The organism is Acidiphilium multivorum AIU301 (assembly GCF_000202835.1).
Taxonomy (GTDB): domain Bacteria; phylum Pseudomonadota; class Alphaproteobacteria; order Acetobacterales; family Acetobacteraceae; genus Acidiphilium; species Acidiphilium multivorum.
Map to the genome: position 1 here is coordinate 1,769,221 of NC_015186.1, position 20,937 is coordinate 1,790,157.

23 protein-coding genes and 1 tRNA gene are annotated in these 20,937 nt (G+C 71.3%); 17 read left to right on the top strand and 7 right to left on the bottom strand.

Features of this window, described 5'->3' with window-relative positions:
* Positions 1 to 14 precede the first annotated feature (14 nt).
* Together ACMV_RS07855 and ACMV_RS07860 are read left to right on the top strand one after the other, a co-directional pair.
* Entirely contained in the window at positions 15 to 902 is an 888-nt protein-coding gene (locus tag ACMV_RS07855; protein WP_013640068.1) for a cation diffusion facilitator family transporter, read from the top strand.
* 10 nt (positions 903 to 912) lie between these two features.
* A complete protein-coding gene (locus ACMV_RS07860; protein ID WP_007423778.1) occupies positions 913 to 1,470 on the top strand; it encodes a cob(I)yrinic acid a,c-diamide adenosyltransferase in 558 nt (185 codons plus the stop codon).
* A 19-nt stretch (positions 1,471 to 1,489) separates the two neighbouring features.
* Here the strand turns inward: ACMV_RS07860 and ACMV_RS07865 are convergent, their stop codons facing one another.
* On the bottom strand, positions 1,490 to 1,882 hold the full coding sequence (locus tag ACMV_RS07865) for a hypothetical protein (RefSeq protein WP_007423777.1): 393 nt from the start codon (positions 1,880 to 1,882) through the stop codon (positions 1,490 to 1,492).
* 143 nt (positions 1,883 to 2,025) lie between these two features.
* Here ACMV_RS07865 and ACMV_RS07870 point away from each other — a divergent pair, with 143 nt between their 5' ends.
* From ACMV_RS07870 to ACMV_RS07900, 7 genes are all read left to right on the top strand, one after another.
* Positions 2,026 to 2,799 (top strand): SDR family NAD(P)-dependent oxidoreductase, encoded by a 774-nt coding sequence (locus ACMV_RS07870; protein WP_013640069.1) that lies wholly within the window; start codon positions 2,026 to 2,028, stop codon positions 2,797 to 2,799.
* Entirely contained in the window at positions 2,796 to 3,692 is an 897-nt protein-coding gene (locus ACMV_RS07875; protein WP_011942318.1) for an NUDIX hydrolase, read from the top strand. Before ACMV_RS07870 ends, ACMV_RS07875 begins: the two co-directional genes overlap by 4 nt.
* A 100-nt stretch (positions 3,693 to 3,792) precedes the next feature.
* Complete coding sequence (gene nadA, locus ACMV_RS07880; RefSeq protein WP_011942319.1) at positions 3,793 to 4,773, top strand: quinolinate synthase NadA; 981 nt, start codon at positions 3,793 to 3,795, stop codon at positions 4,771 to 4,773.
* 20 nt (positions 4,774 to 4,793) lie between these two features.
* A complete protein-coding gene (locus tag ACMV_RS07885; RefSeq protein WP_231844506.1) occupies positions 4,794 to 6,254 on the top strand; it encodes an L-aspartate oxidase in 1,461 nt (486 codons plus the stop codon).
* Positions 6,251 to 7,096, top strand: a complete 846-nt coding sequence (nadC, locus tag ACMV_RS07890) for a carboxylating nicotinate-nucleotide diphosphorylase (RefSeq protein ID WP_011942321.1) — start codon at positions 6,251 to 6,253, stop codon at positions 7,094 to 7,096. Before ACMV_RS07885 ends, nadC begins: the two co-directional genes overlap by 4 nt.
* A 6-nt stretch (positions 7,097 to 7,102) precedes the next feature.
* Positions 7,103 to 7,585 carry a DUF3429 domain-containing protein gene (locus ACMV_RS07895; protein WP_013640071.1) on the top strand — a complete coding sequence of 161 codons (483 nt, stop codon included), beginning with the start codon at positions 7,103 to 7,105 and terminating at the stop codon, positions 7,583 to 7,585.
* Positions 7,586 to 7,686: 101 nt separating this feature from the next.
* Entirely contained in the window at positions 7,687 to 7,989 is a 303-nt protein-coding gene (locus tag ACMV_RS07900) for a hypothetical protein (RefSeq protein ID WP_007423360.1), read from the top strand.
* 12 nt (positions 7,990 to 8,001) lie between these two features.
* On the opposite strand, the gene ACMV_RS07905 is transcribed toward ACMV_RS07900, so the two are convergent.
* The gene (locus ACMV_RS07905) at positions 8,002 to 8,760 is read right to left on the bottom strand and encodes a competence/damage-inducible protein A (RefSeq protein ID WP_011942324.1); all 759 of its coding nucleotides are present in this window, start codon (positions 8,758 to 8,760) and stop codon (positions 8,002 to 8,004) included.
* A 14-nt stretch (positions 8,761 to 8,774) separates the two neighbouring features.
* Entirely contained in the window at positions 8,775 to 9,779 is a 1,005-nt protein-coding gene (locus ACMV_RS07910; RefSeq protein ID WP_013640073.1) for a bifunctional GNAT family N-acetyltransferase/(deoxy)nucleoside triphosphate pyrophosphohydrolase, read from the bottom strand.
* Positions 9,780 to 9,882: 103 nt separating this feature from the next.
* Between ACMV_RS07910 and ACMV_RS07915 the strand changes: the two genes are divergently transcribed.
* The 5 genes from ACMV_RS07915 to ACMV_RS07935 all read left to right on the top strand — a co-directional run bounded on the left by ACMV_RS07915 (position 9,883) and on the right by ACMV_RS07935 (position 12,909).
* Complete coding sequence (locus ACMV_RS07915) at positions 9,883 to 11,145, top strand: glutamate-5-semialdehyde dehydrogenase (protein ID WP_041664718.1); 1,263 nt, start codon at positions 9,883 to 9,885, stop codon at positions 11,143 to 11,145.
* 50 nt (positions 11,146 to 11,195) lie between these two features.
* The gene (locus tag ACMV_RS07920; RefSeq protein ID WP_331429016.1) at positions 11,196 to 11,786 is read left to right on the top strand and encodes a nicotinate-nucleotide adenylyltransferase; all 591 of its coding nucleotides are present in this window, start codon (positions 11,196 to 11,198) and stop codon (positions 11,784 to 11,786) included.
* 125 nt (positions 11,787 to 11,911) lie between these two features.
* On the top strand, positions 11,912 to 12,307 hold the full coding sequence (gene rsfS, locus ACMV_RS07925; protein WP_035188450.1) for a ribosome silencing factor: 396 nt from the start codon (positions 11,912 to 11,914) through the stop codon (positions 12,305 to 12,307).
* Positions 12,304 to 12,780, top strand: coding sequence for a 23S rRNA (pseudouridine(1915)-N(3))-methyltransferase RlmH (locus ACMV_RS07930; RefSeq protein ID WP_011942327.1), 477 nt, complete (start codon positions 12,304 to 12,306; stop codon positions 12,778 to 12,780). Before rsfS ends, ACMV_RS07930 begins: the two co-directional genes overlap by 4 nt.
* 54 nt (positions 12,781 to 12,834) lie before the next feature.
* A tRNA-Met gene (locus ACMV_RS07935) sits at positions 12,835 to 12,909 on the top strand.
* A gap of 57 nt (positions 12,910 to 12,966) precedes the next feature.
* Here the strand turns inward: ACMV_RS07935 and ACMV_RS07940 are convergent.
* The 4 genes from ACMV_RS07940 to ACMV_RS07955 all read right to left on the bottom strand — a co-directional run bounded on the left by ACMV_RS07940 (position 12,967) and on the right by ACMV_RS07955 (position 18,040).
* Complete coding sequence (locus ACMV_RS07940) at positions 12,967 to 15,810, bottom strand: EAL domain-containing protein (RefSeq protein WP_013640077.1); 2,844 nt, start codon at positions 15,808 to 15,810, stop codon at positions 12,967 to 12,969.
* Entirely contained in the window at positions 15,807 to 16,793 is a 987-nt protein-coding gene (locus ACMV_RS07945) for a GGDEF domain-containing protein (RefSeq protein WP_013640078.1), read from the bottom strand. The genes ACMV_RS07940 and ACMV_RS07945 overlap by 4 nt, the downstream gene beginning before the upstream one ends.
* Before the next feature lie 140 nt (positions 16,794 to 16,933).
* Entirely contained in the window at positions 16,934 to 17,653 is a 720-nt protein-coding gene (locus tag ACMV_RS07950) for a hypothetical protein (protein WP_013640079.1), read from the bottom strand.
* A gap of 30 nt (positions 17,654 to 17,683) precedes the next feature.
* Positions 17,684 to 18,040, bottom strand: coding sequence for a hypothetical protein (locus tag ACMV_RS07955; RefSeq protein ID WP_013640080.1), 357 nt, complete (start codon positions 18,038 to 18,040; stop codon positions 17,684 to 17,686).
* A 164-nt stretch (positions 18,041 to 18,204) separates the two neighbouring features.
* On the opposite strand from ACMV_RS07955, the gene ACMV_RS07960 reads away from it, so the two are divergent.
* From ACMV_RS07960 to ACMV_RS07970, 3 genes are all read left to right on the top strand, one after another.
* Positions 18,205 to 19,365: an acyl-CoA dehydrogenase family protein gene (locus ACMV_RS07960; protein ID WP_013640081.1), complete on the top strand. Its 1,161-nt coding sequence runs from the start codon at positions 18,205 to 18,207 to the stop codon at positions 19,363 to 19,365.
* A 75-nt stretch (positions 19,366 to 19,440) separates the two neighbouring features.
* The gene (locus tag ACMV_RS07965) at positions 19,441 to 20,100 is read left to right on the top strand and encodes a GntR family transcriptional regulator (protein WP_013640082.1); all 660 of its coding nucleotides are present in this window, start codon (positions 19,441 to 19,443) and stop codon (positions 20,098 to 20,100) included.
* A gap of 29 nt (positions 20,101 to 20,129) precedes the next feature.
* Positions 20,130 to 20,936, top strand: a complete 807-nt coding sequence (locus ACMV_RS07970; RefSeq protein ID WP_007422436.1) for a phytanoyl-CoA dioxygenase family protein — start codon at positions 20,130 to 20,132, stop codon at positions 20,934 to 20,936.
* Position 20,937 lies beyond the last annotated feature (1 nt).

Consider the following 20,937-nt stretch of genomic DNA (forward strand, 5'->3'; position numbering starts at 1 on the left):
CGGCCCGAACACCCATGCGCGTCCCGTTTCGCCTCGCCGCCGGCAGCGTCGTCGTCGGCTTCGTCTCGCTTGGCCTCAAGGCGGCCGCCTGGCGCGTGAGCCATTCCGCGGCACTCTATTCCGACGCCCTGGAATCGCTGGTGAACGTCTTCGCCGCCGTCATGGTCATGATCGCGCTCAAGGCCGCCGCCAAGCCCGCCGATTCCGAGCATCCCTACGGCCATGCCAAGGCCGAGCTGCTCAGCGCGGTCGCCGAGGGCGGGATGATCATCTTCGCCGCGGTACTGATCCTCGAGCGCGCCGCGAGCACCATCCTTGCCCCCCGCCTGCCCGTCGCACCGGAACTCGGTCTCGGCCTGAACGCGGCGGGCGGCGTGGTGAACGCGCTCTGGGCGCTCGCGCTCGGCCGTTCCGGCGCGACGCGGAAGTTCCCGGCGCTGGCCGCCGACCAGGCCCACCTGATCGCCGACGCCATCACCACCCTCGGCATCATCGGCGGGCTCTCGCTCGCCATTCTGGCCAACCTGCCGGTGCTCGATCCGCTCATCGCCATCGCCGTCGCCGCGCAGATCGCCTTCATGGGCGGGCGGACCGTGCTGCGCGCCCTCAGCGCCCTGCTCGACCGCGCGCCGCCGCCCGAAATGGTCGAGCGCATCCGCCATCTGGTCGCCATCCACGCCGCCGGCGCGATCGAGGCGCACGACATGCGCATGCGCGAGGCCGGCCAGTCGCGCTTCCTCGAATTCCACCTCGTCGTCCCCGGGGGCATGACGGTCGCCGAATCCCACGCCATATGCGACCGTATCGAGGCTGCCCTGCGGCGGGAGATGGCCGGCGTGATCATCACGATTCACGTCGAGCCGGACAACAAGGCCAAGCACGAGGGGATCATGGTGAAATGAGGCACGCCACATGGTGAAACTGGACACGATCGTGACCCGCGGCGGCGATCGCGGCGAAACCTCGCTGGCCGACGGCTCCCGCGTCGCCAAGAGCCACAGGCGCATCGCGGTGTTCGGCGCGCTGGACGAGGCCAACACGGCGATCGGATTCCTGCGCGTGGCCTGCGCCGGACTGCCGGCGGTCGATCGCGTGCTCGCCGCCATCCAGAACGACCTGTTCGACATCGGCGCCGAACTCGCCGCCCCGCCCGACCCGGCCCGGCCGTCACGCCTGACCGAAACCTATCTCGCCCGGCTCGACTCGGCCGCCGCCGACTGGAACGCGCGGCTCGCCCCGCTCACCAGTTTCATCCTGCCCGGCGGCACCGAAGCCGCGGCGCGCGCGCATCTCGCCCGCACCGCGGCGCGGCGCGCCGAGCGCGAACTGGTCGCCCTCGCCGCCGAGGCGGGTGTTTCGGACATCCCGATCCCCTACCTCAACCGCCTGTCGGACGTGATGTTCATCCTCGCCCGCCTGCTGAACGACGAAGGCCGGGCCGACACGCTCTGGCGACCCGGCGGCGCCTGACCGCCGGGTGCGATGCGCCTCAGAGCAGGTGGAAGCTCGCGACCTTGCCGTTGTTCAGGGTAAGGTCGGTGAGGACCTGGTCGCCGTCATGCAGCGTCACCTCGAAGATGTAACCCACCGTCGGACCGACGCGCTGCGTGGTCAGGTATTTCACCGAGAAGGGCTGCCCGAGCGGGATCTTCGCATTGATCTCGGCCGCCTGAACGGGGAATTTCTTGGGATCGACATGCGCCTTGAACACCGTCGTCGCCGGCGCGACGAAGTCCGCGTAGCTGGAATGCCCGATCGCGGTGAGCATCTGCGTCATGTCGCGCGTCGCCAGCGGAACGTTGGGCGACTGCGCCTGCGCCACGGCGCCGCCCGCAATCCCGGCCGCCACCAGCAGCCCCGCCACGCGAATCGAAAATGTCATGAGGTTTCCTCTCTTTTGGTATCAGCCGCCCTGTTCCGCGCCGGCGTCACCGGTCGCGGCCGAAGCCATCGGCTCCGGCGGGCCGGGCGAATTGCGCCGGCCTTCCTGCGCTGGCATCATGATCTATTAAAGGAGACGGATCAATGACCGACGCTTTCCGTGGCCGCCGCGCCCTCGTCACCGGGGCTTCCAGCGGCATCGGCGCCGATCTTGCCCGCCAGCTCGCCCAGCGCGGCGCCGACCTCGTGCTCACCGCGCGGCGGCAGGACCGGCTCGATTCGCTGGCCGCCGAATGCCGCCTGTTCGGCGTCACCGCCGAAACCGCCGCCGCCGACCTCGCCGACGAGGCCGGCCGCCTCGCCCTGGCCGAGCGTTTCCCCACCATCGACATTCTGGTGAACAATGCCGGGCTCGGCGTCTTCGGCGCCTTCGCCGAAGCCGAATGGGCGCGGACCGAGGCGATGCTAGCGGTCAACATCACCGCCCTGACCCATCTCACCCGGCTGTTCGCCACTCCCATGGCCGCGCGTGGCTGGGGCCGGATCATGATGGTCGCCTCCACCGCCGCCTTCCAGCCGGTGCCGCTCTACGCCGCCTATGCCGCGACCAAATCCTATGTCCTCTCGCTCGGCGAATCGCTGAATGTCGAGTTGTCCGGGCGCGGCGTGCGCACCACGGTGCTCTGCCCCGGCGTCACCGAAACCGAGTTCTTCGACGCCGCCGGCCAGACCCGCTCCGCCTTCACCAGGCGCAGCGCGATGACCAGCGCCGAGGTCGCGCGGATCGGCATCGCGGCGCTGCTCGCCGGGCGCTCCAGCGTCGTCGCCGGGCGGAGCAACGCGGCGATGGCCTTCGGCACCCGCTTCGCGCCCCGCGGCCTCGCCGCCCGCCTCGCCTTCCGGATGATGAAGCCGTGAGCGGCGCCGCCGACCCGATCCATGCCGAACTGATCGCCGTCGTCGTCGCCGTCACCGACGCAACCCCCCGCGTCCTCACCCTGCTCGATGGCAGCGCCCTGCCCGCCGGCCCGCTCGAATCGGCCCATCGCTCGCTGCAGGCCGGGCTGCGCGACCGGGTGGAACGCCAGACCGGGCATCCGCTCGGCCATGTGGAGCAACTCTACACCTTCGCCGACGCCGGCCGCAGCCGCGCCGGGCGCAGCATCTCGATCTCCTACCTCGCCCTGAGCAGCGAGACGCGGGCGCGGCTCGGCGGCCAGGTCTCCTGGCAGGACTGGTACCGCTATTTTCCCTGGGAAGACCGCCGCACCGCGAACGACGCCCTGGCACGGATCGAACCCGGCCTGCGAAGCTGGGCGGGCACGGAGCCGACGCGGCGCGCCCGCATCGCCCGCTGCTTCGGGCTCGACGGCGCGCCCTGGCAGGAGGATCTGGCGCTCGACCGCTACGAACTCCTCTACGAGGCCGGGCTGGTGCGCGAGGCCGCGCGCGACGGCCGGCCGGCGCATGGCGACTTCGCCCCGGGCGCGACGCTCGCCGCCGACCACCGGCGCATCCTCGCCACCGCGATCAGCCGGCTGCGCGCCCGGCTGCGCGCCCGGCCCGCCGTTTTCGAGTTGATGCCGGAGCGGTTTTCCCTGCTCGATCTGCAACGCTGCATTGAAGCCATCGGCGGCCAGCCCCTGCACAAGCAGAATTTCCGGCGCCTCATCGAAAGCCAGAACCTGCTGGAAGAAACCGGAGACTTCGCGAATGGCCCGGGCCGCCCGGCCAAGCTGTTCCGCTTCCGCAGCGCCATCCGCGACGAACGGGCCATGACCGGCAGCCGCCCGCCGCTCTCCAGACCTTGACCCCATTATACTCACATCCACTATAAGAGGCGTCGAACCGGTCGATTTTCGCCCGGAAAACCGCTCATAATATGCTCATATCGAGCATAAGGATGTGGCCATGACCCTCGCCGCCGCCCCCATTCCCGCGCCGCTCGCGGCGCATGTCCCGCCCGCCGAATGGGCGCTGATGCAGGAGGACATCGCGGCGATCCGCGACCTCAAGCAGGCGCGCGACGCGATCATCCTCGCCCACAACTACCAGACGCCCGACATCTATCACGGCGTCGCCGACATCGTGGGCGACAGCCTCGCCCTCGCCCGCGAGGCGATGTCGGCGCGCGCATCGGTGATCGTCGTCGCCGGCGTGCATTTCATGGCCGAGACGGCGAAGCTGCTGAACCCGGACAAGACGGTGCTGATCCCCGATTCCCGCGCCGGCTGCTCGCTCGCCGAAAGCATCACCGCCGCCGATGTCCGCAGCCTGCGCGCCCGCCATCCGGGCCTGCCGGTGATCGCCTATGTCAACACCTCCGCCGCGGTGAAGGCCGAGGTGGATTACTGCTGCACCTCCGCCAACGCCCGCAAGGTGGTCGAGCACGCCGCCCGCGCCGCAGGAACCGACGCGGTGATCATGCTGCCGGACCGCTTCCTCGCCGCCAACACCGCGCGCGAGACCGCCATCCGCATCATCGCCTGGGATGGCGCCTGCGAGGTGCACGAGCGCTTCACCGCCGCCGACATCGCGCAGGTGCGCCGGCAACATGACGGGGTCGCCGTCCTCGCCCATCCGGAATGCCCGGAGGAGGTGGTCGCCGCCGCCGATTTCGCCGGCTCCACCGCCGCCCTCGCCGACTACATCGCGCGCCACCGCCCCGCCCGCGCCGCGCTGATCACCGAATGCTCGATGGCCGACAACATCGCCGCCGCCAGCCCGGGAACCACCTTCGTCAAGCCCTGCAATCTCTGCCCGCACATGAAGCGCATCACCCTGGCCGGCATTCGCCGCGCGCTGGAAACCATGACCGAACCGGTGACGATCGCCCCCGCCCTCGCCGCCCCGGCCCGCGCGGCGGTCGAGCGGATGCTCGCGATACCTTGATGGCGGATGCTCGCGATCCCATGAACGCCCCGATCATCATCGGCGCCGGCCTCGCCGGCCTCGCCGCCGCCCTGGCCGCCGCGCCGCGTCCGGTGCGGCTGCTCACCGCCGGCACGCTCGATGCCGGCGCCGCCAGTCTCTGGGCCCAGGGCGGCATCGCCGCCGCCATCGGCGCCGACGACTCCATCGACCTGCACATCGCCGACACGCTCGCCGCCGGCGACGGGCTGTGCGACGCCGCCGCCGTCTCCCGCATCATCACCGGGGGGCCGCTCGTGATCGAGGCCCTGCGCGCCCACGGCGTGCGCTTCGATGCCGGGCTCGGACTCGAAGCCGCCCATGCGCGCCGGCGGATCAGCCATGTGAAGGATGCCACCGGCCACGCCGTGACCACCGCCCTCGCCGCCGCCGTGCGCGCCGCACCGCATGTCACGATCATCGAACACGCCCGCGCCGTGGCGCTCGATGTCGCGGAGAACCGGGTGCGCGGCCTCTGGGCCGAGACCGCCGGCGGCCTCGTCCATCTCCCCGCCGCCGCCGTGCTGATCGCAACCGGCGGCGTCGGCGCGCTGTGGCGGCACACCAGCACCCCGCCGGGCGCCGACGGCACCGGCCTCGCCCTCGCCGCGCGCGCCGGCGCCGTGCTGCGCGACCTCGAATTCGTCCAGTTCCACCCGACCGGCCTCGATTCCGGCGCCACGCCGATGCCGCTGATCTCCGAGGCCGTGCGCGGCGAGGGCGCCATCCTGACCGACGAGACCGGCCACCGCTTCACCGACGAACTCGCCCCGCGCGACGAAGTCGCCCGCGCCATTGTCCGCCATCTCGCCGAGGGCCATCGCGTCAGGCTCGACGCCACGCGTCTCGGCGCCGGCTTCGCCGCCCGCTTCCCGACGATCGACGCCGCCTGCCGCGCCGCCGGGATCGATCCCGCCCGCCAGCCGATCCCGGTGCGCCCGGTCGCGCATTACCACATGGGCGGCATCGCCGTGGACGCGCGGGGCCGCGCGAGCGTGGACGGGCTCTACGCCGCCGGCGAGGCCGCCTGCACCGGGCTGCACGGCGCGAACCGCCTGGCCAGCAACTCGCTGCTCGAAGCCTTCGTCACCGGCACCGATGCCGGAACCGCGCTCGCCGGCGAACCCGATGCGGCCGCGACGACCGCGCCCGCCGCCCCGCCGCGCCGCGTCCCGCCGCCGGCGCTGGTGCGCGACCTCGTCAGCCGCCATCTCGGCGTGCTGCGCGACGCCGCCGGCCTGTCCCACCTGATCGAGCGCCTCGCCCCGCTGGCGCCCGCGCACGATGCCGCGCTGATCGGCCTGATGATCGGCGTCGCGGCGCTCCACCGCGCCGAAAGCCGCGGCGCCCATGCGCGGACCGACGCGCCCTCCCGCGCCGCGCAGCCGCGCCATTCCGATCTCACCCAGGCGGCCGCCCTCGCCCGCGCCGCCGCCCTCGCGCAAAGGCCCCACGCCGCATGACCCCGTTGCCCCGCATCATGATCGAACCCGCGGTCCGCGCCGCCCTGCTCGAGGATCTCGGCCGCGCCGGCGACATCACCGCCGAGGCGGTGATCCCGGACGACAGCCGCGCCGCCGTCGCCTTCGTCGCCCGCGAGCCGGGGACGATCGCCGGCCTCGGCTGCGCCGCCATCGCCTTCGACCTGCTCGATCCATCGCTGGCGCTCGACATCCTCATCCCGGATGGCAGCGCCGTCGCGCCCGGCGACGTGATCGCGCGGATCGAGGGGAAGGCGCGCGCCATCCTCTCCGCCGAGCGGACGGCGCTCAACTTTCTCGGCCAGCTTTCGGGCGTCGCTACCGCCACAGCCGGCATCGCTGCCGCGATCGCCCATACCGGGGCGCGGATCACCTGCACGCGCAAGACCATTCCCGGCCTACGGGCCTTGCAGAAATACGCCGTGCGCTGCGGCGGCGGCGCCAATCACCGCTTCGGGCTCGACGACGCGGTGCTGATCAAGGACAACCACATCGCCATCGCCGGCGGCGTCGGCCTCGCGGTGCGCCGCGCCCGTGCCGCGGTCGGCCATCTGGTGAAGATCGAATGCGAGGTCGACCGGCTCGACCAGCTCGCCGAGGCGCTGGAGGCCGGGGCGGATGCCGTCCTGCTCGACAACATGGACCCCGCCACGCTGCGCCGCGCCGTCGCGATGGCGAAGGGCCGCGCGATCACCGAGGCCTCCGGCCGGATCACCCCGGAGAGCGCCCCCGCCATCGCCGAAACCGGGGTCGACCTGATCTCGGCGGGGTGGCTCACCCACAGCGCGCGGGTGCTGGATATCGGGCTCGATTTCATGACATAAGCGCGCATGAACCGCGCTCCCTTCACCATCGCCGTCCTGCTCGGTATCGCCGGGCTGATCCCCTTCCTCGCCGGCCTCGCCGTCATCGTCACCGACCCGACGCGCGCCCCGCTCGCGACCACGGTGATGATCGATTACGGCGCCTGCATCCTCGCCTTTCTGGGCGCGGTGCACTGGGGCTTCGCGCTGGAGCCGGGCGGCGTGGTTCCCGAGGCGCGGCTGAACAACCAGCGCCTGCTGTTCGGCGTGCTGCCGGCGCTGGTCGGCTGGCTGGCGCTGCTCGTCCTCTCGCTGGCGCAGGCCCCGCGCCTCGCCATCGCGATCCTGATCGCCGGCTTCTTCGCCACCATCGTGGCAGAGACGGTCGGGCGCGGGCGCGACATCGTGCCGGGGAACTACCTCGCCCTGCGCTGGGCGATCTCGATCGTCGTGCTCGCGGTGCTGATCGTCGCGCTGTTCATCGAGGCGGTGGGCATGCGCCAGGGCTGAGCCTCCCGGATGAACGCAATTTCATCCGGCGGTAAAGCGCCATCGCCGAATTCCGCCGCATTCTCCTGCCAGATTGCGATCATCGATCAGGAGATGCCTACATGAAGCGAACCAGCATCATCGTCGGCGGCGCGATGGCCGCCTGTGTCGCCTTCGCCGCGACCGGCGTCGCCCACGCGGACTGGGATGGCGGCCCGAGCTTTTCGATCGGCATCGCCGGTCCGCCGGCCTATTACGCGCCGCCCCCGCCGGTCTATTACGCGCCGCCGCCGCCGCCCCGCTATTACGCGCCGCCGCCGCCAGCCTATTATGCGCCGCCGCCGCCGGCCTACTACGCGCCATCCTTCCCGGCAGGCCTGTCCTTCGGCTTCAGCCTGCCGCTCGGCGGCGACGACGATCGCTGATCACACCGGGCATCACACCGGCGGTTCGCCCCGGACCGGCGTGATGCCCTCCGCCGCGATCAGCGACTCCGCCTCGCCGATCGCGGCCTCCAGCGCCTCGACATCCGTGCCCTTGACGACGACGGCCACCCCGCTGCCGGACTCGCGGTAGAACGGATAGCTGCCGACATCGACCTGCGGGTACCGCGCCTGGATGGCCGACAGCCCGGCGGCGATGCTGCCTTCCTTCACCCGCAGCCCGTGCACCGCCCGCATCGCGATCGGCGTGCCGCGCGCCAGCACCGTCTCCAGCCCCGCGAACATCGCCTGCATGATCCGCGGCACGCCGGCCATCACATGCACGTTGCCGATGGAGAACCCCGGCGCGATCGAGACCGAGTTGGGAATCGGCACGGCGCCGCGCGGCAGCATCGCCATGCGCTGCCGCGCCTCGTTGAACTGCTCGCGGCCGAGATGCCGCTCCAGCGCGTCCCAGCTTTCCTGGTGCTTTTCCCAGGGCACGCCGAAGGCGGCGGCGATGCACTCGCTGGTGATGTCGTCATGCGTCGGCCCGATGCCGCCGGTGGTGAACACGTTGTCATAGGCGGCGCGCAGCTCATTGACCGCGCGGATGATCCGCTCGGCGACATCCGGCACCACCCGCACCTCTTCCAGCCGGTGGCCGAGCGCGGCCAGGCGGCCGGCGATGAATTTCGTGTTCACGTCCTGCGTCCGGCCGGAGAGGATCTCGTTGCCGATGATCAGGATGGCGGCGGTGGGATTGCTGGGCATGTCGGTCTCCCGGATCACAGAAAATCGCGCAGCAGCGGCAGCAGCGGTCGGTCGGCCGGCGGCATCGGATATTCGTCGAGCCGGTCCGGCGGCACCCAGGCCAGCGCCTGGCCCTCGCGCGGCTCGGGCGTGCCGCTCCAGCGGCGGGCGAGGTAGAGCGGCATCAGCAGATGGAACTGGTCATAGGCGTGCGAGGCGAAGGCGAACGGGGCGACATCCTCCTCGCGGAGCAAAATGCCGAGTTCCTCCTCCATCTCCCGCACCAGCGCCCGTTCGGGGGTTTCGCCGGGTGCGAGCTTGCCGCCCGGAAACTCCCACAGCCCGGCCATCTTCTTGCCGGGCGGGCGGCGGGCGAGCAGGATCCGCCCCTCGATATCGACCAGCGCGCAGGCGGCCACGAGCACCAGCGGCTTCGCGGCGGCGGGCGCGGCCACCGGCTCGGGCGCGGCAAGGTGGCGCAGCGCCAGCGCCTCCCGGGTGATCGCGTAACGCATCACCGGCAGGCTCGCGCCGGGCTGGCCGATGAACTTCGCATGGCCGCGCCCCGTCGGGCTGAACCCGGCGCGTTCGAGCAGCGCGATCGACGCCGCGTTGTCGGCGGCCACCGTCGCCTCGATCGTCGCGATCGGCAGCTCGGCGAACCCCCAGTGCAGCAGCTCGGCGACGGCCGCCCCCGCATGGCCGCGGCGCCAGAACCGGCGGCCGATCCAGTATCCCAGCGCAGCGCTGCCCCGCGCGGCATCGAGGCGCAGCCCGGCGCTGCCGATCATGCTGCCATCCGCATCGAGAATCGCGAATTCGTGGGCGCGCCCGGCGGCACGGTCGGCCACCGCCGCGGCCACCCAGGCCTCGGCGGTCTCCAGCGGGTAGGGAAACGGCGCTTCCGGCAGCCGGCGGCAAATGTCCCAGTCGTTGATGAGCTGGTGGAAGCGGGCGGCATCCTCCTGCTGAAGCGGCCGCAGCACGGCCGTTCCGACGGTTTCCCTGGTGGCGCTATCCGGCACGCAAAACCCCCGCACTGTCTCCTGGCCGCACCGGGATAGCTTGTCCGGCGCGCGGCCGAAAGGGCGATCCACGGTTTGACGGTTGATTTGCCGGCCGCGGGCGCGCAATTCTCCCATCATGGATACCGCGACCCCCTCAGCCGAAGCCATCCTCCGCACCGCCGCCGGCCGGGCGCGCGCCGCCATGCGCAGCCTCGCGGCGATGCCGGCGGCCCGGCGCGATGGCGCGCTGCGCGCCGCCGCCGCCGAGCTGCGCATTCACGCCGTGAACATCCTCGCCGCCAATGCGCGCGACCTCGACAGTTTCGAGGGCCCGTCGGCGATGCGCGACCGGCTGCTGCTGAACGAGGCGCGCATCGAGGCGATCGCCGCCGGAATCGACGCCATCGCCGACCTGCCCGATCCGCTCGCCGGCAGCCTCGCCGAATGGACGCGCCCCAACGGCCTCGTCATCCGCCGCGTGCCGCAGCCGCTCGGCGTGATCGGCATGATCTACGAAAGCCGCCCCAATGTCGGCGCCGATGCCGCGGCGATCTGCATCAAGTCGGGCAACGCGGTGATCCTGCGCGGCGGCTCCGAAAGCTATCATTCGAACACCGCGATCTATCTCGCGATGACCAAGGGCCTGCGCCAGGCCGGATTTCCCGACGGCACCGTGCAGATCGCCCCGAATATCGACCGCGCCTTCGTCGCCGCGATGCTGGGCGCCTCCGGGCAGATCGACCTCATCATCCCGCGCGGCGGCAAGTCGCTGGTCGAGCGCGTGCAGCGCGAGGCAAGGGTGCCCGTGCTCGCCCATGCCGAGGGGCTCAACCACACCTACATCCACGCCGAGGCCGATGCCGAGATGGCCCGAACCGTGCTCGCCAACGCGAAAATGCGCCGGACCGGCATCTGCGGCGCCACCGAAACCCTGCTGATCGACGCGGCGATCGCCCCCGCCCTGCTGCCGCGCCTCATCGAGGATCTCGCCGCCCTTGGCTGCGGCTTCCGTGCCGACGACCGCGCGCGGGCGATCGTGCCGAGCCTGCCGGCCGCCGGCCCGGCGGATTTCGACACCGAATGGCTCGACGCGATGCTCTCGGTCAGCGTCGTCGACGATCTCGATGCAGCGCTCGACCACATCGCCCGGCACGGCTCGTCGCATACCGAGGCGATCGTCACCGAAAACGCCGATGCCGCCGCCCGCTTCCTCGCCGGCACCGACAGCGCGGTGGCGATGTGGAACGCCTCGACCCAGTTCTGCGACGGCGGCGAATTCGGCTTCGGCGCCGAGATCGGCATCGCCACCGGGCGAATCCACGCCCGCGGCCCGATCGGCCCGGCGCAGCTGACGACCTTCCGCTATCACGTCGTCGGCACCGGCCAGGTGCGTCCCTGAGCACAGACCGGCTGCCCCGCTTCGGCGACCGCAGGCCGCTCCGCATCGGCCTGCTCGGCGGCAGCTTCAACCCCGCGCATGAAGGCCATCTCCACGTCGCGAAGGCGGCGCGCCGCGCCCTGCGGCTCGATCAGGTCTGGCTCATGGTCTCGCCCGGCAATCCGCTGAAGCGCCGCGCCGACATGGCGCCCTTCGCCGAACGCCTCGCCTCCGCGGCGCGCCTTGCCGACGGACGCCGCCTGGTCGCGACGGGGATCGAATCCGCGCTCGGCACCCGCCGGACGGCGGACACCCTGGCCCAGCTCCGCCGCCGCTTTCCCCGCGCGCGATTCGTCTGGATCATGGGAGCGGACAACCTTGCCCAGCTCCCCCGCTGGCACCGCTGGCGGGACATCGCCGCCGCCGTGCCGATCGCCGTGCTGCCGCGCCCGGGCGAAACGCGCGCCGCGCTGGCCGGGCGGGCCGCCCATGTGCTACGGCATGCGCGGATTGCCGCGCGCCGGGCGGCAAGCCTCGCCGGCAGCCCGCCGCCGGCGTGGATCTGGCTGCCCGCGCGCGAGAATCCGTTATCAGCCACCGCGCTGCGCGCCCGTGCCCGCAAGGCCCGCGCGCCGCGCGGCATTCAAGGAGACCGGCCATAGCCCGCCCGCCGACCCGCTCGACCCCGCCCGCCGCCACACCGCGCAAGCCGGCCGCGAAGCGCAAGCCGCCGCTTCCCGCCGAAGTCGCGCCCAAGGCCCCCGGAACCCCGCGCAAGAAGGCCGCCATCGCCGGACCCGCGCCGCAAGCCGCCCGCCAGCGCCGCAGCGCGGACAAGGCGGCCGAACGGCTCGCGGAGATGGAACGGGTCATCACCGAGAGCCTCGCCGACGACAAGGCCGAGAACATCGTGACGATCGACCTCGCCAGCCGCGCCAGCTTCGCCGACCGCATGGTGGTCGCCACCGGCCTTGCCGACCGGCAGATCGCCGCGATGGCGACCCACCTGCTCGAAAAGCTCGCCGCGATCGGCGTCAAGCGCGTGCAGGTCGAGGGCGCCGGCGGGTCGGACTGGGTGCTGGTCGATGCCGGCGACATCGTCGTCCATCTCTTCAAGCCGGAAGCGCGCGAGCTCTACGCGCTCGAAAAGATGTGGAGTGCCGATCTGGACGAGCCGGTGTGACGGCTCCGGGCGCCCGGTTGCGCATCATCGCGATCGGGCGCGACTCCAAGGGGCCGGAGGCCGATCTCGTCGCCCGCTACGCCGCGCGGCTCCAGCCCCGGCCGGAGGTCGTCGCCCTGCCCGACGGCACCGGCAGCCCGGCCGAGATCAAGCGGCGCGAGGCGGACGCCATTCTCCGCCGCCTCGCCGCCGAGGATCTGGTCATCGCCCTCGACCTCGGCGGCAAGGCGCCGGACAGCGCGGCCTTCGCCGCCATGCTCGCGTCATGGCGCGAAACCTCCCGGCCGCTGGCCTTCGTCATCGGCGGCGCCGAGGGGCTGGAGCGGCGGATCATCGAGCGCGCCGACGCCGTGCTGTCGCTCGGCAACCTGACCCTGCCCCATCTCCTCGCCCGCGCGGTGCTCGCCGAACAGCTCTACCGGGCGCAATGCATCCTCGCCGGGCACCCCTATCACCGGGCGGGGCGGCCATGAATCCGGCATGATTGACTTGCCTCGTCTCTGACGCTACCTGAGCGCCACCCATGGGGCGGCGTAGCTCAGCGGTAGAGCAGGGGAATCATAATCCCTTGGTCGGTGGTTCAAATCCGCCCGCCGCTACCAGGGCCTTTCCGGACATCGACAATGGCTTGCGCGGCGCGGCGCGGCGACGCATCCCGCTCAGGCGCGGGAGAATCCCTGCAGGCGCCGGCGCAATTCGTATTCCGACACCGGGCGGGCGAAGTAATAGCCCTGCGCCCACTCGCAGCCGAGCCGCGTCACGTAATCGAGCTGGACTCTGGTTTCGACCCCTTCCGCCGTCACCGGCAGGTTGAGCGCCGCCGTCATGCCCATGATCGCCTCGAAGATCGGCTGCCGGTCGCCCGGCGCGCGGATGCGCGAGATGAAGGACTTGTCGACCTTGACGATATCGACCTTGAACGTGTCGAGATAGGACAGCGACGAATAGCCCGTTCCGAAATCGTCGAGCACGAGAATCACGCCCTGCTCGCGGAGATCCTGCAGGACGTGAATGCTCGATGCGTTCTGCGACAGCAGGACCGATTCGGTCACTTCGAGCTTGAGCCGCGAGGCGGGCAGTCCGGCCGCGGCCAGCGCCTCGCCGACGACCAGCCGGATATCGCCCAGCTCGAACTGGCGCGGCGAGACGTTGACGGAAATCTTCACGTCCTCCGGCCAGTGGCGGGCGGCCTTGCAGGCGGTGCCGAGAACCCACGCGCCGAGGGAGGCGATCTGGCCGCTTTCCTCCGCGACCGGAATGAACTCCGCCGGCAGAATCAGGCCGCGCTCGGGATGGTGCCAGCGCAGCAGCGCCTCGACGCCGACGATGCGCTGGCTCGCCAGCTGCACGATGGGCTGGAAGGCGAGCGCGAACTCGCCCCGCGTGAGCGCGCCGGACAGCTCCGCGCGCAGCCGCCGCCCGGCCTCGTCCGCCCGCTGCATGTCCGGATGGAACAGGCGATAGGAGCCGCGCGCCTTCGACTTCGCGACGTAGAGCGCCCGATCCGCCTGGTTGTAGAGCGCATCGGCATCGGTCATCCCCAGGCTCGACACGGCGATGCCGACCGACACGCTGCTCGGCAGCGAGATGCCATCCACATCGAACGGCGCCCGCATGATCGCGAGAATGCGCTCGGCGAGCGCGATGGCGTCGGCCGGCCCGCCCACCCCGGTCTGCATGACCACGAACTCGTCGCCGCCGCAGCGCGCGAGCAGGTCCTGCGAACGCAGGCAGAGCCGCAGCCGGCTGACGAACTGGCGCAGCACCGCATCGCCCGCGGGATGCCCGTGCTGGTCGTTGATCTCCTTGAAATAGTCGAGATCGAGGCACAGCAGCGCCGTCAGGTCGCCGGCGTCCTGCCGCTCCAGCTGCGCGGACAGCCGCGAAAACAGGGTGCCGCGATTCGCCGCGCCGGTCATGAAATCGAAGCTCGCCGCGTAACGAAGCTGCTGCTGCGCGAGGCGCTTTTCCGAAATGTCGCGCAGGAACAGCGAAATGTCGCCGCCATCGGCGAACAGGCTCGCCTCCAGCCAGAGATCGGTCGGCGGCCAGAACAGCTCGAAATGCCCGCCGGCGCCGTCCCGCATCGCCCGCGAAACGGCCATGCGCAGCTCGCGGCAATGGGCTTCGGCGAACAGGCTGGCGACGTTGCATCCCACCGCATCGTCCGGCAGGCCGAGCATGGTCATGGCCCGCGCATTGGCGAACCTCGCGCGCCCCGCGGCATCGAAAACGATCACGGCATCGCCGCTCGCCTCCAGCACGCGCAGGGCCAGCGCCTCGGACGCCTTCCGCGCCTCCTCCGCCGCATGGCGATCGGTGATGTCCTCCAGCGTGCCGTACCAGCGCAGGATCCGCCCGTCCTCGCCACGCCGGGCGGCGGCGCGGGCGCGCATCCAGCCATAGGCGCCGTCGGACAGCCGGAGCCGGTATTCGACGTCGATCGGCGCGCCGGACTCGATGTTCCGCCGCCAGGCGGCGAGCGTCGGGTCCCGGTCGTCCGGATGCAGCGCCGAAACCCAGCCGAACGGCATGGTCTCGTCCCGGCTCATGCCGGTCAGCGCGAACCATTGCGGGCCGACCTCGAGAATCGCGCCGTCGGGGCCGGCCGTCCATGGAATCTGCGGGTGCAGCTCGACCATGTGCCGGTAATGGTCCTCGCTCTCGCGCAGCGCCGCCTCGATCCGGCGATAGGGCGTAATGTCCTGGGTGGTGCCGCGCAGCTGCGACACGGTTCCGTCCGCCCCCACCACCGGCTCGGCATGGGTCAGCACGTCATGCACCGCCCCGTCCGGCAGGATCACCCGGTATTCCAGCGTCGCCGCCGTCCCGCTCCGCGCGGCCTCCCGGAAGGTCGCCATCGCGGCGTCGTAATCGTCCGGGTGGATGGCGCGGCGCATCTGGTCGTAATCGATCTCGGCGGCGCCGCCTTCAAGGCCGAGCAGCCACGTCGTTTCCACCGAGAGCCAGATCCGGCGCCGTGCCAGGTCCCACCGCCAGGCGCCGACGCGGGCGAGGCGATGCGCGCTGGCGAGTTCCTCGGTGCGCTGCGCAAGTTCGAGCGCCAGCGCGGCGAGACGCTCGGAATCGCCGCCCCCGCAAGGCGTGGCGGGCAGGTCGGGGACCAGGTCGAGATCGATGGTGATGCCCACCACCCGCAGCGGCCGGCCCGCGGCGTCGCGCACCACCACCCGGCCGCGCGCGACCTGCCGGATCCAGCCGCCGGCCGCATCCCGCGCACGATAGCCGATCTCGAACTCCGGTGCCGCCTGCCCGTCGTCGCAGCGCAGCGCCGCGCCGACCTGCGCCCGGTCGTCGGGATGGACCCGCGCGCAGACCTGCTCGACCGTCTCCGCCGGCGGGCAATCCACCCCTTCCCGCGCCTGCCCGTGGTAATGCCGGATCAGGCCCGCCACCGGATCGAGATCCCAGAGCACCACGCCGCGCCCCCCCAGGACCAGCGCGCCGAGCGTCGTCACATCGTCGGGCACGGTGCGGCTCATGGCTCCCCTCCGGCGGCGGCGGCGCCGTCCGGCCCGGCCGGGCGCATCACCGGCGAGGCCGAAAGGCGCTGCATCGATGCCTCGTAGCGGCGGTAACTCCCCCGCCCGGCATGCTTGACAGCGTAGAGCGCTCGGTCGGCGCGGTCGAGTAACGTCTCCGGATCGTCGCCGTCGAACGGGCACAGCGCCACCCCGACCGAGGCGGAAACGACGATCGGTTCCGGATCGGTCGCGAACGGGTGGCCGATGGCGGCGACGATGCGGTCGGCCAGGTGCAGCGCCTGCGCCGCGTCGCGAATGCCGAGCTGGATCACGCAGAACTCGTCGCCACCCAGCCGCGCGACCGTATCCCCGGCGCGGATCACGCCGCTCAGCCGCCGGGCGACGATGCGCAGCACGTTGTCGCCCACGAGGTGGCCGAACTGGTCGTTGATCGGCTTGAACCCGTCGAGATCGACCAGCAGCAGGCCGACGACCTCGCCGCTGCTTCGCGCGGCGGCCAGCGCCTGCGCGAGGCGCAGGGTCAGCTGCCCGCGATTGGGCAGTCCGGTCAGCAGGTCATGCGCGGCAAGGTGGTGGGCCCGCGCCTCCGCCTCGCGGAAGCGCGTCACATCGGAAATGACGGCGACGATGAACGGCGCCCTGCCCTCGGCGGTGTCGAGATGGATCAGGCGCTTGCGGGTGATGACGATGCGCTGCCGTCCGCCGGCCCCGGTCACGATCTCCTCGTTCTCGTTCGGCAGGCCGGTGGCGAAGACCTGATCGTCGATCCGCCAGAACACCTCGAGCTGCGCCTGCGGCAGGAGTCCCGCCCCGGTCTGCCCCAGCAACGCCTCCCGCGGCCGGCCCATGAAATCCGCCATCGCCTGATTGACCAGCACGAGCCGATGCTCCCGGTCGATCACGATGACCGGGTTCGGAATCGAATCCAGCAGCGCCTGCAGGACCTCGACCGTGGGGATGATGGTGGATTGAGCGAACAAGAATATCTCGGACCAGACGACCGTCTCGGAAAACCGGAAGATTGCCCGAAATAATTACTACTCGATTAATTAACGGCCCATTTGATGTTCGCATGGCGGTCCCGCCGCGCGCCGGCGCGGCGAGTCGCCGCCGGGTGCGATCAGACCGGCTTGCCGCGCGCGGCGCGCAGCAGGTTGCGATAGGTGCCGTCGAACACCGTGTCGGTCGAGGACGTCCAGCGCGTCTCCTGGCCGAGCGTCTCCCGGCTGGCGTGAATGCGCCGCGACCGCAGTTCCCGCGCCTCCGCCTCCTCCGGCGCCATCGGCTGCAGGTCGAGGTCCGGCTCCGCCGGCACCACGGTCAGCTGGATGAACGGTTCGCCGCGGCGGAACACATGCGTCACCCCCTCCGGCGGCGCCTTGAAGACGACGAAGGAGATCATCGGCCACCACTGGGTCCGCAACAGCGCCGGCACGGCGAGCGGCACGTCGTCCGCGCCGGAGGTGTAATAGCGCGGATGCGGCTCGACCCGCACCGCCATCGGCTCGTCCACCGCCATGTCGAGCAGCAGCTGGTGCGTGTAATACCCCTCGCCGAACGGGCGGAAGGGCGGCCAGTTGATGCCGGTGCAGGGGTCCGGGCCCCAGTCGCTCTCCAGCGTGACCACCCCGTCGCGGCGGCCGACGCGGAGTTCGTTGTCATAGGGATAGAAGAGTTCGATCCCGTATTGCGCGCCCTCGATGAAGGGCATGCAGTGCCAGGGCTGTTCGTGCGCGCCGTCGCGCCGCGGCTGGGGTTCGCCACCCCAGCCCGGCACCTCGAGCTTGGTGCGCCGCGGCGCCAGTCCCGGTTCGAAAAAGCGCAGCCTCACATTCGTCACCCGATCCTCCTTCGCTCCGGCGCGGCGGCCTCAATACCAGCCAGGCCGGGAATACCACCCGTAATAGCCGTAATAGCCATGATGATGATGGTGATGATGGTGGTGGTGATGGTGATGATAATAGAACCGGCGATACGCGTTGTGATGATGGTGGTGGTGGTGATGGTCCACCTGCTCCAGCCGCGCCGCCGGCGCCTGCGTCCCCTCGCGCGCCAGCAGGGCGTCATGCGCGCGCAGGATCACGCCCGGCGCCGCCACCGGCGCCAGCAGTTCGGCGTAGGATGCGGCCTCCGGCAGTGGCGCCGCCTCCGCGCTCGCGGCATGGAGGGGCGATGCGGCGGCGAGGCCGGCCATCGCGCCAAGCAGTCCGATCGTCTTGCGTTCCATCCTCGATCTCCTTTCGATCGCTGACCCGAACTAAATCCGCGGCAATGGCATTTCTGTGACCGGCCCGCCGGCGCGGTCTTTAAATTCCTGTCATGAACCCGCCGCCGCGGGGTTTCCCGCCGCCGCGCCGCTGGCTATCCTTGCCGTAAACGGAAGGAACCCCCATGGCGCTTGATTCGGAAAGCTTCGACATCCTGCTCGCAACCATCGACCGCTTCGTGCGCGAACGCCTGGTGCCCGCCGAGAACGAGGTCGAGGAGCAGGACGACGTGCCGGCGCCGATCGTCGCCGAGATGAAGGAGCTCGGCCTGTTCGGCCTGTCGATCCCTGAGGAGCATGGCGGCATCGGCCTGTCGATGGCGCAGGAATGCGAGGTGGTCCACCGTCTCGGCCAGACCTCCCTCGCCTTCCGCTCGGTGATCGGCTCGAATGTCGGCATCGGCTCGCAGGGCATCCTGATGGACGGCACCGCGGCGCAGAAGGCCGAATACCTGCCGCGCGTGGCCAGCGGCGAGCTGATCATGTCCTTCGCCCTGACCGAGCCCGATGCCGGGTCGGACGCCGCCTCGCTGACCACCCGCGCCGAGCGCGACGGCGAGGACTACATCCTCAACGGCGCCAAGCGCTACATCACCAACGCCCCCCGCGCCGGCGGCTTCACGCTGATGGCGCGCACCGGCGGGCCGGGGGCTTCGGGCATCTCCGCCTTCATCGTCCCGGCCGACACGCCCGGCCTGAAGCTCGGCCGCCCCGACCGCAAGATGGGCCAGCGCGGCACCAAGACCTGCGACGTCATCCTGGAAAACGCCCGCGTGCCGGCGGCGAACATCATCGGCGGCGTGCCCGGCCAGGGCTTCCGCACCGCGATGAAGGTGCTCGACCGCGGGCGCCTGCACATCGCCGCCGTCGCCTGCGGCATGGCCCGCCGCCTGCAGGACGAGGCGATCGCCTATGCCCGCGAGCGCCGCCAGTTCGGCCGGCCGATCGGCGAGTTCCAGCTCGTCCAGGCCATGCTCGCCGATTCCGAGGCCGAGCTGTCCGCCGGCTGGGCGCTGGTGCGCGACATCGCCCGCGCCTATGACGACCGCGCCGCCGGCGCGCCGGTCGCCGACCTGCCGATGCGCGCCTCCTGCGCCAAGATGTTCTGCACCGAGATGGTCGGCCGCGTCGCCGACCGCGCCGTGCAGGTGCATGGCGGCGCCGGCTACATGGCCGAATACAAGGTCGAGCGCTTCTATCGCGATGTCCGCCTGCTCCGCCTCTACGAGGGCACGACGCAGATCCAGCAGATGATCATCGGCCGCGCCCTGATCAGCCCGCGCTGACCCCGCCGCGCCGGGTTTGACGCCGGCGCCCGCCTGCCGCAGAATTTCGGAATTCCGAATGCGGTGGGAGCGCGCATGGAGCCGATCGAAACCGGCGAAACGCTGATCGACAAGGTCTACGAACGCGTGGTGGAGGCCATCGCCGATGGCGCCCTGCTGCCCGGCATGCGCATCCGCCAGGGCGAACTGGCCGCCCGTCTCGGCGTCTCCCGCCAGCCGGTCAGCCACGCGCTCCACCTGCTGCACCGCCAGGGCCTGCTGCGCGAAAGCGGCCGCAAGGGCTTCGAGATCGCGCCGGTCGACCCCGAACGCGTCGCCCAGATCTACGATGTCCGCGCCGCTCTCGACGGCCTCGCCGCCCGCCGCGCCGCCGCCCGCCGGGATGCGGCCGCGCTCGCCGAACTCGACGCCATCGTTGCCGCCGCCGGCGCCGCCGCCGGCGCCTCGGCGCTGCTGCGGCTGGATCTCGCCTTCCACCGCGCGCTCTACCGCGCCTCCGGCAACCCGGTCTTCGCGACGATGACCGGCCCGCATTTCCCCGCCCTCGCCCGCGCCATGGCGGCGGTGCTGGAGACCGAAGACTACCGCGCCCGCGCCTGGCGCGAGCACGCCGAAATCCTCGCCCGCGTGCGCGCGGGCGACGAGGCGGGGGCCGAAGCGGCGGCGCGCGACCATGCAAGCATCGCCGGCGAGACCACCGCCCGCCGCCTCGCCGAACTCGCGCGGGCGGCCTGACGCCATTCGACCAGACAGGAGGACACGACATGAAACTCACCCCGCAGCAGATCGAGGATTTCCACCGCGAGGGCTGGCTGTTCCTGCCCGAGCTGTTCAGCCCCGAGGAGGTGGCGCTGCTCAAGCGGGAATCCGAGGCGATCTACCGCGAGCATCGCCCGGAAGTGTGGCGCGAGAAGACCGGCGCGCCGCGCACCGCCTTCGCCGCGCATACCTATAACGAGGCCTTCGGCACGCTCGGCGCGCATCCCCGCCTGATCGGGCCGGTCGAGCAGCTCTTCGGCGAGCAGGTCTACATGCACCAGTACAAGATCAACGCGAAGGCCGCCTTCACCGGCGAGGTATGGCAGTGGCACCAGGATTACGGCACCTGGAAGCGCGATGACGGGATGCCCGAGCCGCGGGCGATGAACATCTCGGTGTTCCTCGACGAGGTGATGCCGATCAACGGCCCGCTGCTGCTGGTGCCGCGCAGCCACAATGCCGGCGACCTGGAGGCGAGCCACGATGTCGAGACCACCTCCTACCCGCTCTGGACGCTGGACGAGGCGACGGTGAGCAGGCTGGTCGCCGAGGGCGGGATCGTCGCCCCCACCGGCAAGCCTGGCGGCGTGCTGATGTTCCACGGCAATCTCGTGCATGGCTCGGCCGGGAACATCACGCCCTATCCGCGCCGCATCGTCTATCTCACGCTCAACGCGGTCTCCAATTACATCCGCACGCCGACGCGGCCGGAGTTCATCGCGCACCGGGATTTCGCGCCGATCGTGCCGGTGGCGGACGACGCGCTGGCGCGGCTGGCGGCGGCATCCCAGCCCCGCGCGGCGGCGGAATAGG

Excerpts from the sequence above, each read along its gene's own strand:
- ACMV_RS07855 (WP_013640068.1), top strand. The coding sequence starts at position 15 with ATGCGCGTCCCGTTTCGCCTCGCCGCCGGCAGCGTCGTCGTCGGCTTC.
- ACMV_RS07860 (WP_007423778.1), top strand. The coding sequence starts at position 913 with ATGGTGAAACTGGACACGATCGTGACCCGCGGCGGCGATCGCGGCGAA.
- ACMV_RS07865 (WP_007423777.1), bottom strand. The coding sequence starts at position 1,882 with ATGACATTTTCGATTCGCGTGGCGGGGCTGCTGGTGGCGGCCGGGATT.
- ACMV_RS07870 (WP_013640069.1), top strand. The coding sequence starts at position 2,026 with ATGACCGACGCTTTCCGTGGCCGCCGCGCCCTCGTCACCGGGGCTTCC.
- nadA (WP_011942319.1), top strand. The coding sequence starts at position 3,793 with ATGACCCTCGCCGCCGCCCCCATTCCCGCGCCGCTCGCGGCGCATGTC.
- ACMV_RS07885 (WP_231844506.1), top strand. The coding sequence starts at position 4,794 with ATGAACGCCCCGATCATCATCGGCGCCGGCCTCGCCGGCCTCGCCGCC.
- nadC (WP_011942321.1), top strand. The coding sequence starts at position 6,251 with ATGACCCCGTTGCCCCGCATCATGATCGAACCCGCGGTCCGCGCCGCC.
- ACMV_RS07895 (WP_013640071.1), top strand. The coding sequence starts at position 7,103 with ATGAACCGCGCTCCCTTCACCATCGCCGTCCTGCTCGGTATCGCCGGG.
- ACMV_RS07900 (WP_007423360.1), top strand. The coding sequence starts at position 7,687 with ATGAAGCGAACCAGCATCATCGTCGGCGGCGCGATGGCCGCCTGTGTC.
- ACMV_RS07905 (WP_011942324.1), bottom strand. The coding sequence starts at position 8,760 with ATGCCCAGCAATCCCACCGCCGCCATCCTGATCATCGGCAACGAGATC.
- ACMV_RS07915 (WP_041664718.1), top strand. The coding sequence starts at position 9,883 with ATGGATACCGCGACCCCCTCAGCCGAAGCCATCCTCCGCACCGCCGCC.
- ACMV_RS07940 (WP_013640077.1), bottom strand. The coding sequence starts at position 15,810 with ATGAGCCGCACCGTGCCCGACGATGTGACGACGCTCGGCGCGCTGGTC.
- ACMV_RS07955 (WP_013640080.1), bottom strand. The coding sequence starts at position 18,040 with ATGGAACGCAAGACGATCGGACTGCTTGGCGCGATGGCCGGCCTCGCC.
- ACMV_RS07960 (WP_013640081.1), top strand. The coding sequence starts at position 18,205 with ATGGCGCTTGATTCGGAAAGCTTCGACATCCTGCTCGCAACCATCGAC.
- ACMV_RS07965 (WP_013640082.1), top strand. The coding sequence starts at position 19,441 with ATGGAGCCGATCGAAACCGGCGAAACGCTGATCGACAAGGTCTACGAA.
- ACMV_RS07970 (WP_007422436.1), top strand. The coding sequence starts at position 20,130 with ATGAAACTCACCCCGCAGCAGATCGAGGATTTCCACCGCGAGGGCTGG.